Origin of the sequence: Streptosporangium sp. NPDC049376, from assembly GCF_044466505.1 — a bacterium.
Taxonomy (GTDB): Bacteria; Actinomycetota; Actinomycetes; order Streptosporangiales; family Streptosporangiaceae; genus Streptosporangium.
This window is the reverse complement of sequence record NZ_JBITMT010000002.1, coordinates 414713-429502: the sequence shown is the minus strand read 5'-3', so window position 1 is coordinate 429502 and position 14790 is coordinate 414713. Positions and strand designations below refer to the sequence as shown.

The following is a 14790-nucleotide window of genomic DNA, read 5'->3' as shown; positions in this document are numbered from 1 at the left end:
CGTCACAAATCAATACTTTGAGGTTTCCTTTTAATGAACAGACGGTGACGGATCGCGGGTCCACCGCTCGAACGCCGTTCCGGCCAGCGTGGCCGCCAGGGAGCTGCCCAGGGCGATGCCCCATCCCACGGGCCCCAGCGGCCGGCAGCCGAAGAACAGGCAGATCACGGGGACGGAGACACTGGCCGCCAGGACGCCCATCGAGGCGATCACGGCCAGCAGGACCACCCGGTCCCGGCCGCCGCTGGCCAGGGTCTGGAACAGCTGCGTGGAGATCAGGGCGACCAGTGCGATCGTGTTCGCCCGTCCCCGCGTGCCCGTCACCCGCCCGACCAGCCAGGCCATCGACGCCGCCCCGGCCGTCGTCGTGGCGCGCAGGTAGATGTCCCGGGTCAGCGAGGCGCCCAGGGACGCCTCAGGACCCTCGGCCAGCAGCCGCTCCGGGCTGGTCGCCGCCGGAGGCCTGACCGCGACCGCCATCGCGGGCAGCATGTCGGTCAGCAGGTTGACCAGCAGCAACTGGCGGGCGTTCAGCACGCTGCCGCCGGTGAGCAGGTTCGAGCCGACCGCGAAGACGATCTCCCCGACGTTGCCGCCGAGCAGGATGCTCAGGGCGTCGCGGACCGAGCTCCACATGGCCCTGCCCTCGATGAACGCGTCCACGATCGTCTCGATGCGGTCGTCGGTCACCACGACGTCGGCCGCGGTCCTGGCCGCCGGGGTGGCGCGGGAGCCCAGGGCGATCCCGACGTCGGCGGCGCGGATGGCCGGGGCGTCGTTGGCCCCGTCTCCGGTCACCGCGACGACCTTCCCCGCCCGGCGCAGGCAGCTGACGATCCTGACCTTGTGCGCGGGGGTCGTCCTGGCGAAGACCGCCACCCCGGGAAGCCGCTCGACCAGGGTCGCGTCGTCCATCTCGTCCAGTTCGGGGCCGGTCATCACCCGCCCGCCGTCCAGCAGGTCGAGCTCGGCGGCGATCGCCGCCGCGGTGCTCGGATGGTCACCGGTGATCATGACGATCCTGACGCCCGCCCTCGTCAGGCGGCCGACGCTCTCGGCCGCCGTAGGCCTGACCGGGTCGGCCAGGCACAGGAACCCCAGGAAGGTCAGCTCGTCGACCCGGGAGTCGTCCAGGTCGCGGCGGTCGGAGGCGGGCCGTTCGGCCACCGCGAGCACCCGGTAACCCTGCAGGGCGAGCCGGTCGACCTCCTCCTCAAGCCCCTTCCTCGCCGCGGCGGTCATGCGGACCGTACGGCCGTCGCGCAGCAGGTGCACGCAGCCGGTGAGCACGATCTCGGGGGCGCCCTTGACGCTCAGCACGTGCCCGGAGGGGCCGAGGCCGAGCACCGCGTGGTAGCCGCGTCCCGGCTCGAAGGGCAGCTCCTCGACCCGGCTCCAGACGCCCAGCCCCTCCTGCGGCGTCACGTCGAGCCGCCGCGCCCCCTCGACCACCGCGCGATCCGTCGGATGGGCGATGGGCTTGCCGTCCTCGTAGCGGGGGCTCGCGCGCAACCCGGCGGCCACGATCCGCCGTAGCCCCTCGTCCAGCCGTTCCGTCGAGTGCTCGGAACGCCCGTCGGAGACCACCCGCAGGCTGATGCGCCCCTCGGTCAGGGTCCCCGTCTTGTCGAAGCAGAGCACGTTCACCCGGCCGAGGGCCTCGATCGTCGAGGGGTTGGGCACCAGGGTCTCGCGGCTCGACAATCGCCTGGCCGCGGCCAGTTCGGCGGCCGAGGCGATGAAGGGCAGCCCCTCGGGCACCGAGGCGACCGCGAGGCTCACCGCCAGGGCGAGCGCCTGCGGCATCGACCGCCCCCGCAGCAGGTCCGCGACCAGCACGACGACACCGGAGCCGATCGCGACCGGCAGGATCCTGCGGCTCAGCGTCCGCAGCCGCAGGTGGACCCCGCTCTGCGGGCGCTCGTCGGCCGAGAGCCGCGCGGTGCGCGCCGCCTCCGTCTCCTCACCCGACGCCACGACCACGGCCAGCCCGTGCCCCGCGGCGACCGTCGTGCCCTGGTAGACCATCGAGCTGCGGTCGGCGACCGCGGAGGCGTCCACCGGGGCGGGCGCCTTCGGGACCAGCAGGGACTCACCGGTCAGTCCCGCCTCGTCGATCTCCAGGCCGATCGACGACAGGATCCGGCAGTCGGCCGGTACGGCGTCGCCCGCGCGCAGTTCGATGACGTCTCCCGGCACGAGCGTGTCCGCCGTCGCCACCTCGGTCGTGTGCGCCGAGCCTCTCTCAGGTTTTTTGGCCTTCTTGCCCTTCTTGGGCTCTTTGAGGTCCTTGACGTCTTTGGAGAAGGGACGGCGCAGCCGTACGTGGTCGGCGACGGACTCGGTCAGGCGGTGCACGGCCCGGTTGGCCGATGTTCGCTGCCCGCCGCCGATGAGCGCGTCCACGATCATGACGCCGCCGATCAGCACGCCGTCCAGGACGGAGCCCACCATCGCGGACAGGCCCGCCCCGGCCGCCAGCACCGGGGTCAGCGGGTTGGCCAGTTCCTCAAGGGAGGCGCGCAGCAGCGAGTCGGTGCCGTCCGGCTCTCCCGGCGGCGGCGGAGGCCTGCGCCGTACGGCCTCGGACTTGGGCAGGCCGTCGAGGGAGGAACCGAGCCTGGACAGCACGGTGTCGACCGGCAGGGCGTGCCAGGGGGTCGGGTCGGCGCGCTCGGCGGGCGCCGCGTTGCCCAGTTCACGGGCCGTCCACTCGCCCACGACGATCGCGGCCAGCGCCGTACCGTCACTGACCAGGCGGGCCCTGCTCACGGAGGCGGTCCTGGGGCCGGTGCCCGCGAGCGCCGCGCCCGCCGCCGCCGTCGCCAGGCTGAGCCGTACGCACCGCTCACCGGCCCGTCTGGCCGGGGCCAGGCAGCTCAGCAGCAGGTGGGCCGTCTCCAGGTCGCCCAGCACGTCCGCCTCCCACGGCACGCCGTCGGGACCACCGAGCACGCCGACGCTCAGATCGGCCTGGGCCATCGCGGACGTCGACCGCCTGGAGACCACCGCGACCCCGTGGCCCTCCGCCTGGAGCGCGCGGATCCGCGTCGTCAGCCGGTGGCCTCCCGGGAGGGTCTTCGGCGGCGTGCCGTCCCCGCCTCCGCCTCCCACGGCGAGCCGTCTGACCACCTCGCGGGCACCCTCACCCGCCAGCAGCACCGAGCAGCCCTGGGGGGCGGTGACCAGCGCGTCCGCGATGGACACGAGTTCGGGCGCCAGACCGGCCAGGGCGACCGGCACGCCCCGCCTGGTCACCCGGACCGGCCGCAGCCCCAGGGAGCGCCACTCTCGTCCCTCGGCGGCGGGAAGCCTGGCGGGTTCGGCCGCCCAGTGGCCGCGCTCACGGCGCGCGCCGGGATCGGTCGCGTCGAGCAGGCCGGGCAGCAGGGCGTTCAGCTCGGCGGGGTCGATGCCCTCGGCCAGGGGCACGACGCGCTCGACCGTCCACGAGCCGGTCAGGAACAGGGCGGCGTCGAGCACGACCGTGTCGAGGCCGTCCATCCGGCGCAGCGCGTGACTGTCGAGGACGACCGCGCCACGTTTGGCCAGGGTGCGCCCGACCGCGCTGGAGAACGCCTCCCGCCCGGCCTTCGCGGCACTGGGCGTCGCGGCGATCATCATGGCGAGACCGCGGTCACGGCTGCCGCTGACGACGTGGGTCAGCACCGAGACACCGAGCGCCGCCGGGCTCGCCAGTCGTTCGAACCGCTCGACGGGACTGTGCTCAAGCGGCGTGGTCCTGGTCCTCCTGCGCCTGCGGACGTGCCGGTAGGCGCCCTCGTCGGAGGCCAGTTCCCGCGCGCGCGAGTCCCAGGCCCGCCGTGCCTCACGGGCCTCCACGTAACGCTCGGCGGCGGAGACCGCCTGCACCAGCAGCCCGACGGGCTGGAGCGCGAGCGTGCCCGTGACCACGTTCGCCGTCGTGAACAGGGCGGAGGTGGCCTGGTGGCCGAGATGGCGGGTCAGTCTCGTCCGGATCGCCGGGGTGGACTCGGCCAGGTGCAGCAGGGCGGGGACGACCGGGGACAGCGGCGGAAGGTGCGCAAGCCGCCCGGCGACCGCGAGCCCCGTTCCGAGGGCGCTCGCGCCCAGCCTGATGCCCGCCCGGGTGCGCTGCTCGACCACTCTGGCCAGGGCCGGTCCGGGGCCCCGCCCCGCCGTGCCCTCCGCTGCGCCCCCCGCCTCTCGCGCCTCCTCGTCCTCCTCCTGCTCCCACTCGTCCTCGTCGTCGAGTTCCGCGACGATCGACAGCAGCCTCTTCAGGTCGACGACTCCGTCGTCGCCGCCGACGAAGACGGTGCCCAGCACCCCGTTGACCTCGGCCCGCTCGACCCCGTCGAGCGCGAGCAACAGCGTCTCAAGCCGCCGGGCGAGCCGTTCCGTGCCGGGGCCGCCGATCGCGCGCAGGTCCACATGGAAGCCGCCCGGGGCCGCCCGTACCGCGCGGGGACGAGGCAACGCCCTGCGCACGGCGTCGGGTACGGCCTCCCACAGCGTCTCGGCGGAAAGCGTGAGCACACGTGACAGCAACATTCGGCTCTCCAGACGGGTCACTCGGGCCTGACGGCCATGACGGAGCCGTACGGCCCGCGCGGGCGGGCCGGACGGCGGATGGTGCTTTCCTGGCGGTCAGGTCACGGGAACACGCCGGAGCAGCCGTGTCACCGCGCGGAGGCTCTGGCCCGCCCCGAACGGCTCATCCCACGGGCGCGCTGGGCGATCACCGTGCCGACCCCGATGGCCGCGGCGACCGGCCACTCGATCAGGCCCGCGACGGCCAGCGCGCCGAGCCCGCCGTAGTAGACCATGCGCTCGGGCGGCGGCAGGAACGACTTGGCGGCGTCCACGGCCTGGCCCGCCTCCTGGCGGTTGACGTGCGGCAGGCCGACGTGCGGCATGTGGAGGTGCGGGGCGTGGAACTTCACGGTCATCATGGGCAGGTTCACCGTGAGCCCGCGCTTGCCGCCGCTGCCGTTCGCCCGGTGCGTCGAGGTTCCCGCCGAGCCCTGCGTCGTGGCCTGCTGGGCGGTGTTCCTGCGCTGCGCGGTGGTCCCCGTTGTCGAGGCCCTGGCCGATGTCCTCGTTGAGGCCCTGGTCGAGGTCTTGGCCAGAGACCTGGCCCGGGGCTTGGCGGTCGAGGTCGTCGAGGTCGTCGAGGGCTTGGCCGCCGAAGACGTCGCCGGGGACTTGGTCGAGGCGCCGGTCGAGGTCTTCGCCGGAGTCTTGGCGCGGGACTTGGCGGGTGACTTGGCCGATGCCCTGGTCGCCGTGGTCCCGGTGGTCGGTGCCTTGGCGGTCGAAGCCCTGGTAGTCGAGGCCCTGGTGGTCGAGGCCTTCGTCGCCGGGGACTTGGCCGAGGTCCTGGCCGAGGTTCTGGTCGGCTTCTTGGCCGAGGTGCCCGCCGAGGACCGCTGCGTGGTGCTCGGCCGGGTGGTCGTCTTCGCCGCCGAGGATGTCGCGGTGCTCTTCCTCGCGGCCGGTTTCCGCGTGGCGGATGGGCTTGACTTCGAAGCCGTACGGCTCCGCGTCGTGCCACCTGTCTGACTTACGGTCATGGCCCCTCCCCAAAGGAGTCGAGGGATCGTTCCAACATCGTTCCAACATGGTGCCCGCGAGCGGCGGCGACACCTCTCACGTGCGGTTATTCGGCGCTGGGGCGTTCTTTTAGCCTTCCTCACCCCAGGTCTCCGAAACGCGGTCGCGTTCCAAGAATCGGACATTAAGGAGGGAAGAGTGGTGATGTCAGGAAAGGTGAGGCTTGAGCTCACGGCGGGCGACGGCCCGCAGATGTACCTCGTCGGGGCCGCCGAGAATGCGCATCGCGCGGGCGTGGACGTACATCGAGGCCAGCGGGACGTCGTCGGAGACCCCCAGGGCGCCGTGGACCTGGATGGCCCGGTCGATCACCTCACAGGCCACCCTGGGGGCGACGGCCTTGACGGCGGAGATCTCGGCGGAGGCGGCCTTCGCACCCACGGTGTCGATCATCCAGGCGGCCCGCAGCCCCAGCAGCCTGGCCTGGTCGACGGCCAGCCGCGACTCGGCGATCTGCTGCTGCACGACGCCCTGCTGGGCCAGGGTCACGCCGAAGGCCACCCGGTTCGCGGCGCGGGCGCACAGCAGCTCAAGGGCACGCTCGGCCATGCCGATCGCGCGCATGCAGTGGTGGACACGCCCGGGACCGAGACGGGTCCGCGCGATACGCAGGCCGTCGCCCTCCTCACCGAGGAGGTTCGCCACGGGCACCCGCACGTCGGACAGGACGAGCTCGGAGTAGCCGCGCTGCTCCTGGTAACCGAACACCGGCAGGTGGCGGACGACCTCGACGCCGGGGGTGTCCATCGGGACCAGCACCGTCGACTGCCTGCGGTGCGCGGGGGCCTCCGGGTCGGTGTTGCCGAGCACGATCACGACCCGGCAGCGCGGGTCGGCGGCACCGCTGACGAACCACTTGCGGCCGTTGACCACGTAGTCGTCGCCGTCGCGGACGATGGAGGTCGTGAGGTTCGTCGCGTCGCTCGACGCCACGGCGGGCTCGCTCATCGCGAACGCCGAGCGGATGCCGCCCGCGAGCAGCGGGGTGAGCCAGCGGGCCCGCTGTTCGGGCGAGCCGAAGGTGTGCAGCAACTCCATGTTGCCCGTGTCGGGGGCGGCGCAGTTCAGCGCCTCGGGGGCCAGGTCGGGGGAGCGGCCGGTGACCTCGGCGAGACTGGCGTGGTCGAGAACGGACATCCCCGACTCCGAGGGCAGGAACAGGTTCCACAGGCCACGCGAACGGGCCTCCGCCTTGAGGTCCTCGACGACCGGGGGCAGACGGTGGTCCCCGTGTCCGGCGGCCTGCCGCCAGGCGTGGTAGACCGGCTCGGCCGGGTAGACATACGACACCATGAAATCGGTCAGGTCGGCGAGGTACTCCTCCGCCTTCGTGCTGAGCGCGAAGTCCATGGCGGTCAGTTTGGCACCCCCCTTCGCCGGTGCTCCGCACAGGGCGGACCTAACCTGGAACGGGTTCCACGAAGGAGGCCGAATGCTCAGAGGCGTACTGATCGACTGGGGCGGCGTGCTCACCGTGAACATGACCGAGGCGATCACGGAGTGGATCACCGTGGACCGCATCGACGCGGACCACTACCACGAGGTGATGCGCGAGCTGGTCGCACGCGCCTACGACGGTGTCCGTGACAGCGAGGAGAACCTCGTCCACGCCCTGGAACGCGGCGAGATCTCCGGACCGGACTTCGAACGGCGCCTGGCCGCCCTGCTCGTCACACTCGACGGCGTTCCACCGGTCGCCGAGGGCCTGCTGACCAGGATGTTCGCCGGGTTCCGCCGGGTCGAGTCCATGTACGGCATGCTGCGTGAGGCCCGTGCCGCGGGAGTGCGCACCTGCCTGCTGTCCAACTCCTGGGCCAACGAGTACCCCCGTGAGGGCTGGGAGGAGGTCTTCGACGCGGTGGTGATCTCGGGGGAGGTCGGCATGCGGAAGCCGGAGCCCGGGATCTTCGAGCACGCCCTGGGCGCGCTGAACCTGACCGGTCCCGAGTGCGTGTTCGTCGACGACGCCGAGGTCAACGTCGCCGCCGCCCGGGCCCTCGGCATCGTCGGCCTCCACCACAGGGACCCGGAGCCGACCATCGCCGAGCTGGAAAGACTGCTCGGGACGCCACTGCGCTGACCGGTGGTGCGCCGTACCTCGCGGGCCGGGCGGCGGAGCTGTCACACTCGATGGGTGATCGGCGCCGGACGGCGCCACGTCGGAAGAACAGATCGAGGCATCGATGCGCGTCTACCTGCCGTGCACGCTCCCGGCGCTGGCCCGTGTGGCCACGGTCGGGGAGCTCGGCCCGGCCCCGCTGACCGGTTACGCGGTGACCCCCGCGCTGGTCGAATGGTACGCCTCGGGTGACACCGAGGAACTGGAGTACGTCGCCCTGACCGAGGCGGCCAGGGCCTCCCTGCGGATGATCGCCGAGGACAGGGCCGACGGCGTCAAGGCGCCCGCCCGCCGCGTGGTGATCGCCGCCGAGGTCCCCGACGACGAGGTGAACGGCGGGGCCGACCTGGAGGAACGCGCCCGGGTACGGCTGTCGACCGCGGTCCCCCTCAGCAGGATCGCCGCGGTCCACGTGGACGAGGAGGCCGCGACGCCCGACGTCGAGGCCGCCGTCTCCGCGCTGCCCGCCGCGGACCTCGGTGACGACGACGCCCGCTTCACCGTGGACGGCGCCGAGGCCAACGAACTGCTGTGGTACGCCACCCAGGAGATTCCCGACCTGATCGGCTGAGTTCTGGGCGGTTATCCTGGAGAACGATATGAGACACATCGTTTGGGACTGGAACGGCACACTTTTTCACGACATCGACGCCGTTGTCGGCGCCACGAACATCGTGTTCGAGCCGTACGGGATAGCCGCCTACGACGCGGACGGTTTCCGGGCGGTCTACATGCGCCCGATCTGGACGGCCTACGAGCGCATGCTGGGCCGCCCCCTCGACGACGGCGAGTGGGAACGCCTCGACGCGGGCTTCCACGACCACTACCACCGGCTGATGCTGGAGTGCGGCCTGACGGCCGACGCCGTGGGCGCGCTTGAGGCGTGGAGCGCCACGGGCAACCGTCAGTCGCTGTTGTCCATGTGGACGCACGACCGGCTGGGGCCGAAGGTCGCCGAGTTCGGCATCGACCACCACTTCAGCCGGATCGACGGGCTGCGCACCGACTCGGGAGCGCCCCCGGCCATGGGAGGGCACAAGGCCGCCTCGATGGCGGCCCACATCGAGGCGCTCGGCGTCGACCCGGCGAACGTGCTCGTCATCGGTGACAGCGTGGACGACGCCCACGCGGCCCAGCACGTCGGGGCGCGTGCCGTCCTCTACACCGGTGGCATGACCAGCCGGGCCGACCTGCACGCCCTCGGCGTCCCCGTCGTGGACACCCTCACCGACGCCCTCGACCACGCCTGAGCGTCGGTTTCGTGCGTGCGGGTGCCCGGCGGGGCGGTTCGGTGATCGTGAGGCGGGCGACGGCCGTACTCTGGGGCCCGACGGGTCCTCACCCCCACCCCGGAGGCCACGATTAGCCGTCTCGTTCTCTGGAACGTCGACCTCACCCTGGTCGACGTGTCCATCCTCACCCGTGAGGCGTACGCCGACGCCTTCCGCCAGGTCACCGGACGGCCCCTGGTCAAGCTCACCCAGCACAACGGCCGTCCCGACTCCGAGATCATCTTCGAGACGCTGGCCATCAACGACATCGTCGCCGAGGACGCCCACCTGCCCAGGTTCCTCGACGCCCTGGCCGAGGCGTTCGCGGCCAGGCGGGGGCGGCTGGCCAGGGAGGGGCGGATGATGCGGGGCGCGGCCGAGACGCTCAGGGCCGTGGGCGGACTCGGCGGCACGGTCCAGTCGGTGCTGACCGGCACCATCAGGAGCAACGCCGTACACAAGCTGAAGGCCTTCAAGCTGGACAGGTACGTCGACTTCGAGGTCGGCGGCTACGGCGAGGAGGTCTACCCCAAGGCCACCCTGCTCCAGGTCGCCCAGGGCAGGGCCAGGCGGAAGTACGGCGCGGCGTTCGACGGGACCAACACGGTGCTGATCGGCGACTCGGCCAGGGACGTCCAGGCCGCCAAGATCGCCGGAGCCTCCATGGTCGCCGTGGCCACCGGCCGCTCCCTCCCGGCCGAACTCCGGGAGGCGGGCGCCGACGTCGTTCTTCCCGACCTGTCCGACCCCTCAGCGGTGGTGGCCGCCGTCGAGAGCCTGACGACCCCGGTCCGCAGCGCCTGACCGTCTTCGTTCCCATGAACCGTGGCCGGCGTATCCCCCGCAGGGGGAGCCCTACGGGCAGCCTCAGCAGCAGCCGTATCCGTACCAGGCGTATCCGCAGCAGGGGCGGGCACCCCAGATGTACCCGCCTCAGGGACAGCCGGGTACGCCGTACCAGGGCGCCCAGCCGCCGGTGCCGCCCCCGCAGAACGGGCAGACGCCGTACCCGCCGGGACCCCAGGAGTCCCAGGCCGCGCCGAGGCGGGGGATCGGGGGGATCGTCGCGGGGACCCTCGTCGCCGGGATCGGGCTGGTGGTGGCGCTGGGCGGCGGCACGATCGTTGCCCGTGCGGTCGCCAACAGCGAGCAGGAGATCATCAGCAAGGAGTACATGCGCAACCTGTGGCGCAACGTGCCCGTCGAGACGGTCTTCCCCGCCTCCATCGGGGTGCGCGACCCCGACGCAACCGTCAGTGTGGAGAAGGGCTGGACCAGGGCCGCGATCTCGCAGGACACCTCCTGCAAGGCGGCGCTCTCCGGGCGGTTCGCGGCGGCGGCGACCAGACACGGCTGCGTGGCGGCGCTGCGGGCCACCTACCTCGACCCCGGTGGCGGGACCGCGGCCACGGCCGTCGTCCTGGCCCTTCCCAACGAGAACGACCGCAGTGATCTCACCGACGTGCTCACCCGGACCCAGGACGACGAGGGCGGGGCCGAGCAGGCGGTGCACGCCCTCGGCGTTCCGGGCGTGCGGTGGAAGGACGGCGCCCGGGCCGGAAGCGGAGGAATCAGCGTCTTCGCCCCCTACGCCACGTTGTTCGTGGTGGTCACCTCGGGCCCGGTCGACGGCCGGGTGACCGGACACGTGCCGCAGCCCTGGGGGAAGGGGCAGTTCAAGCAACAGGAGGACCGCGAACCGTGGAAGATGACGGCGTACGGCCTCGCCCAGACGCTGTCCACGCGCCTGAAGACCGAGGCGGAGAAGGTGCGACCATGATCCGCCGGACGTTGACCGCCGCCCTCCTCGCGGGTACGGCGGCGCCCGCGCTGGCCGAGGCGCCGCACGGCTGGGAACTCCAGGTCATGAAGGTACGGCAGGCGCAGACCCTGGCCCAGGGCAGGGGGGTCACGGTCGCCGTGCTGGACACCGGGGTGATGGCGAACCATCCGGCCTTCAGGGGGCGCGTGACCTCCGGTCCCGACTTCGTCGGCGGCGGCGCCAGGCCAGGCCGGTCGTACTGGGGCGAGCACGGCACCGCCATGGCGTCGAGCGTCCTCGCTGTCGCCCCGCAGGCGCGCGTGCTGTCCGTGCGGGTCATCCGGGACCGGGAGGACCCCGCGCGCAAGCCGGCGGAGGAGTCGGCGAAGAAGAGCAAGAAGGTCGGACAGGAGGAGAGCCGCAAGTGGGCCGGCGCCGTGGCCAAGGGCATCCGCTACGCGGTGGACCACGACGCCAAGGTCATCTCGATGTCCCTCGGCACCGACGAGTGGTCGTGGGCGGGATACGAGGAGGACACCGCCGCCGCCGTCGACTACGCCTCCAGTAAGGGCGTCGTGGTGGTGGCCAGTTCGGGCAACGGCGGATCGACCGACGCCATGGACCTCGACGCCAACAACAGGGTGTCCTACCCGGCGGCCTTTCCCAGTGTGATCGGGGTCGCCGCGGCGGGCCCCGACGGCGCGCGGGCGGAGTTCTCCCAGGTGCACACCTACACCACGATCGCCGCACCCGGTGTCGACATCTACGCCGCTCGCAACCTGGGCGGCTACGAGCCGGGCAGCGGCACCTCACCGGCGGCGGCGCTGACCTCGGGCACGGTCGCCCTGATGCTGTCGCGCAACCCCAGGCCGACCATCAGGCAGGTCCGCGAGATCCTGACCAGGACCGCGACGAAGCCCCCCGCGGGCTACACCCTGTATCTCGGCCACGGGATCGTCGACGCCGCCGCGGCGGTCCAGGCCGCGGACACGCCGCCCCCGGCGGCGAAGGCCGTCGCCTACACCGGCAAGAGGTATCTCGGCGGTGGCCCGGTCGGCTCGCCCGTCGATCACCCGCCCGTCGACTCCGACTACCTCGTCATCGGCGGAACGGGACTCGGTGTCGGGCTGCTCTGCCTGGTCGGCGCCTTCCTCCTGTTCCGCAGGCCCCGCCGTCACCGCGCCGCCCGCTGAGACCGTCTCCGGTACGGCGGGCACGTGGGGGCGGGCCACACCGTGTGCCGGGGGAGTGTGTGCCCGAGGGGGATGACATTCCGGTGGGCCGTCGGGAGGATGGGGGCATGGTTGAGGAAGGTACGCTCCTTTGGGAACCCACCCCCCAGACCGTGCGGGACGCCAAGGTCACCCGTTACATGGAGTGGCTCGGCAGATCCGGTGACTACCAGGATCTGTGGCAGTGGTCGGTCGACTCGCCGGCTGAGTTCTGGGCGTCGCTCTGGGACTACTTCGGCGTGGTCGGGGAGCGAGGCGCGGGGCCCGTCCTGTCCGGGACGATGCCCGGGGCCGAGTGGTTCGCCGGATCGACGCTGAACTACGCCGAGAACGCGCTGCGCGGGGCGGAGGCCGACCCTGGGCGGCTCGCGGTGGTCTTCCGCGACGAGTCGGGGTCACGCCGTACGCTCACGCTGGGCGAGCTGGCCGGGGAGGTCGCGCGGGTCCGCGCCGGGCTGGCCGCGTTGGGCGTCGGGCGGGGGGACCGGGTCGCCGCCTACGCGCCGAACGTGCCCGAGACGCTGGTCGCCTTCCTCGCCACCGCCTCCCTCGGGGCCGTGTGGTCCTCGTGCTCCCCGGACTTCGGCGCCTCAAGCGTGATCGACCGCTTCACCCAGATCGAGCCGAAGGTGCTGGTCGCGATCGACGGCTACGCCTACAACGGCAGGTGGTTCGACCGCTCCCAGGTGGTCGAGGACATCGCGGCCAAACTGCCGACCCTGGCCGCCCGGGTACGGATGCCCCTGTACGGCGCGCCGCCCCGGGAAGCCGGGGAGAGCCGGGAGGCCGGGCACCGTACGGTCGAGTGGTCAGAGCTGCGGGCCGTGGAGGGGCCGCTCGGCTTCGAGCCGGTGCCCTTCGCCCACCCGCTGTGGATCGTCTACTCCTCGGGCACCACGGGGCTGCCGAAGCCGATCGTGCACGGGCACGGCGGCGTGGTGCTCGAACACCTCAAGGCGCTCTCCTTCCACCAGGACCTGGGGGAGGGCGACGTCTTCTTCTGGTACACCACGACCGGCTGGATGATGTGGAACTACCTCGTCGGCGGCCTGCTGGCCGGTTCGACGATCGTGCTGTACGACGGCTCGGCCACCCACCCGGGGACGGACGCGCTGTGGCGGCTGGCCGCCGAGGAGGGTGTCACCTACTTCGGCACGGGAGCGCCGTACATCGTGGCGTCCATGAAGGCGAACCTGCGCCCCTCGGGGCTCGGGGCGCTGCGGGGGGTCGGCTCGACCGGCTCGCCGCTGCCGCCGGAGGGCTTCGCCTGGGTGCACGACACGATGCCCGAGGTGCAGCTCGGCTCGTTCTCCGGCGGCACCGACGTGTGCACCGGCTTCGTCGGGGCGGTCCCGCTGCTGCCGGTCAGGGCCGGGGTCATCCCGTGCCGGTGCCTGGGGGCCAGGGTCGAGTCCTTCGACCCGTCGGGTAGTCCGGTGACCGGCGAGGTCGGGGAGCTGGTGCTGACCGCGCCGATGCCGTCGATGCCCGTCATGTTCTGGAACGACCCCGACGGGACGAGATACCGGGAGAGCTACTTCGCCGACTATCCCGGGGTGTGGCGGCACGGCGACTGGATCAAGATCCTGCCTGACGGCGGATGCGTGATCTACGGCCGTTCCGACTCCACCCTCAACCGGGGTGGAGTGCGGATGGGGACCAGCGAGTTCTACCGGGTGGTCGAGCGCTTCGAGGAGATCGCCGACAGCCTGGTGATCGACACCGGGCAGCTCGGCCAGGAGGGGCGTCTGCTGCTCTACGTCACGGTGGCCGAGGGGGCGAGCCTGTCCGACTCGCTGATCATGCGGCTGCGCCGGGCGATCAAGGAGGAGCTGTCCCCCAGGCACGTGCCCAACGAGATCGTCGAGGTCCCCGGCATCCCCCGCACGCTCAGCGGCAAGAAACTGGAGGTCCCGATCCGCAAGATCCTCCTCGGCGTCCCCCCGGAGAAGGCGGCCAACCTCGACGCCATGGCCAACCCGGAGATCCTGTCCTACTTCGTCCCGGTCATCGATCCGGGGAAGTAGGGGCCGCGCCGAACAGCGGCAGGCAGGGTTCGAGACCGTGGATCCCGACCCCGAGCCCGCCTGCCCAGTCCTCGCGGGCCAGGCGCAGGCGCAGGGTTGTCACGGGCTCGCCCTGCCTGTTGTGGATCTGGACGCCGTCGTCGGCGTAGCCGAACTTGCGGGAGACCGCCAGGGAGGCGTGGTTGTCGGCGAACGCGCCCGAGGTGGCGTAGCGGGCGCCGAGGCCCTCGAAGGCCAGGTGCAGTACGGCCGCGCGCATCTCGGTGCCGATGCCCCTGCCGTGGAAGCGCCTGCCCAGCCAGGAGCCGCTCGTGACCTCGCGGGTGACGGCGAAGTCGGTGGCCGCTATCGCCTGGGTGCCGACGACCTCCCCCTCGAAGACCACGGCGAACGCGCAGGTCCACTCGGCGGGGGTCCAGGCGCCCCACAGGGAGAAGTGGTACTGGATGGTCCTGCGAGCCCGCTCCTGCGGCTCGGCGTCGCTCCAGGGCACGATGAAGGGCATCGTGCCCTGGTCGTGAACCCCCTCGGCGGCGCGGTCGGCGAGCCGGTCGAGGTCGTCGAGGGAGGGCAGGCGGAGTTCGAGACGTGGGGTGGTCACCCGTAGTCCGGTGAGGGGCCAGTTGCGCATCCCCCGATGCTGCCGTTCCGCCACACGCGGGTCCAGTCGTTTTGGAACCCGCAGCCCCTCCCGGCCTGAGGCCCGGGATTCCTCCCGGTCGCCCGGGACAGAGGGCTCATGTGCCCCGGGACGCCCCCTGGATTCGATGGGCAAATGCTG

12 protein-coding genes are annotated in these 14790 nt (G+C 72.1%); 8 read left to right on the top strand and 4 right to left on the bottom strand.

The features are described from left to right. Positions 1 to 30 precede the first annotated feature (30 nt). Together ACIBVQ_RS07330 and ACIBVQ_RS07325 are read right to left on the bottom strand one after the other, a co-directional pair. A complete protein-coding gene (locus tag ACIBVQ_RS07330) occupies positions 31 to 4536 on the bottom strand; it encodes an HAD-IC family P-type ATPase (RefSeq protein ID WP_399176222.1) in 4506 nt (1501 codons plus the stop codon). 128 nt (positions 4537 to 4664) lie between these two features. Next, a complete protein-coding gene (locus ACIBVQ_RS07325) occupies positions 4665 to 4937 on the bottom strand; it encodes a hypothetical protein (protein WP_362910074.1) in 273 nt (90 codons plus the stop codon). Between the two features lie 13 nt (positions 4938 to 4950). On the opposite strand from ACIBVQ_RS07325, the gene ACIBVQ_RS07320 reads away from it, so the two are divergent. Next, the gene (locus ACIBVQ_RS07320; RefSeq protein WP_362910072.1) at positions 4951 to 5547 is read left to right on the top strand and encodes a hypothetical protein; all 597 of its coding nucleotides are present in this window, start codon (positions 4951 to 4953) and stop codon (positions 5545 to 5547) included. A gap of 198 nt (positions 5548 to 5745) precedes the next feature. Here ACIBVQ_RS07320 and ACIBVQ_RS07315 read toward each other — a convergent pair whose 3' ends face one another. Continuing rightward, positions 5746 to 6948, bottom strand: coding sequence for an acyl-CoA dehydrogenase family protein (locus ACIBVQ_RS07315; RefSeq protein ID WP_362772379.1), 1203 nt, complete (start codon positions 6946 to 6948; stop codon positions 5746 to 5748). Positions 6949 to 7030: 82 nt separating this feature from the next. On the opposite strand from ACIBVQ_RS07315, the gene ACIBVQ_RS07310 reads away from it, so the two are divergent. From ACIBVQ_RS07310 to ACIBVQ_RS07280, 7 genes are all read left to right on the top strand, one after another. Next, positions 7031 to 7678: an HAD family hydrolase gene (locus ACIBVQ_RS07310; protein ID WP_399176219.1), complete on the top strand. Its 648-nt coding sequence runs from the start codon at positions 7031 to 7033 to the stop codon at positions 7676 to 7678. A gap of 103 nt (positions 7679 to 7781) precedes the next feature. Then, positions 7782 to 8288 (top strand): DUF6912 family protein, encoded by a 507-nt coding sequence (locus ACIBVQ_RS07305; RefSeq protein WP_352009827.1) that lies wholly within the window; start codon positions 7782 to 7784, stop codon positions 8286 to 8288. 28 nt (positions 8289 to 8316) lie between these two features. Then, positions 8317 to 8967, top strand: a complete 651-nt coding sequence (locus ACIBVQ_RS07300; protein WP_362910067.1) for an HAD hydrolase-like protein — start codon at positions 8317 to 8319, stop codon at positions 8965 to 8967. A gap of 111 nt (positions 8968 to 9078) precedes the next feature. Further along, a complete protein-coding gene (locus ACIBVQ_RS07295) occupies positions 9079 to 9792 on the top strand; it encodes an HAD family hydrolase (protein WP_399176675.1) in 714 nt (237 codons plus the stop codon). Positions 9793 to 9910: 118 nt separating this feature from the next. Beyond that, the gene (locus ACIBVQ_RS07290) at positions 9911 to 10768 is read left to right on the top strand and encodes a hypothetical protein (protein WP_399176217.1); all 858 of its coding nucleotides are present in this window, start codon (positions 9911 to 9913) and stop codon (positions 10766 to 10768) included. Next, positions 10765 to 11943 (top strand): S8 family peptidase, encoded by a 1179-nt coding sequence (locus tag ACIBVQ_RS07285; protein WP_399176215.1) that lies wholly within the window; start codon positions 10765 to 10767, stop codon positions 11941 to 11943. Before ACIBVQ_RS07290 ends, ACIBVQ_RS07285 begins: the two co-directional genes overlap by 4 nt. A gap of 107 nt (positions 11944 to 12050) precedes the next feature. Then, positions 12051 to 14009 carry an acetoacetate--CoA ligase gene (locus ACIBVQ_RS07280; protein WP_399176213.1) on the top strand — a complete coding sequence of 653 codons (1959 nt, stop codon included), beginning with the start codon at positions 12051 to 12053 and terminating at the stop codon, positions 14007 to 14009. Here the strand turns inward: ACIBVQ_RS07280 and ACIBVQ_RS07275 are convergent. Next, on the bottom strand, positions 13990 to 14640 hold the full coding sequence (locus ACIBVQ_RS07275) for a GNAT family protein (RefSeq protein WP_362910059.1): 651 nt from the start codon (positions 14638 to 14640) through the stop codon (positions 13990 to 13992). The two genes, ACIBVQ_RS07280 and ACIBVQ_RS07275, sit on opposite strands and share 20 nt — an antisense overlap. Positions 14641 to 14790: the final 150 nt, after the last annotated feature.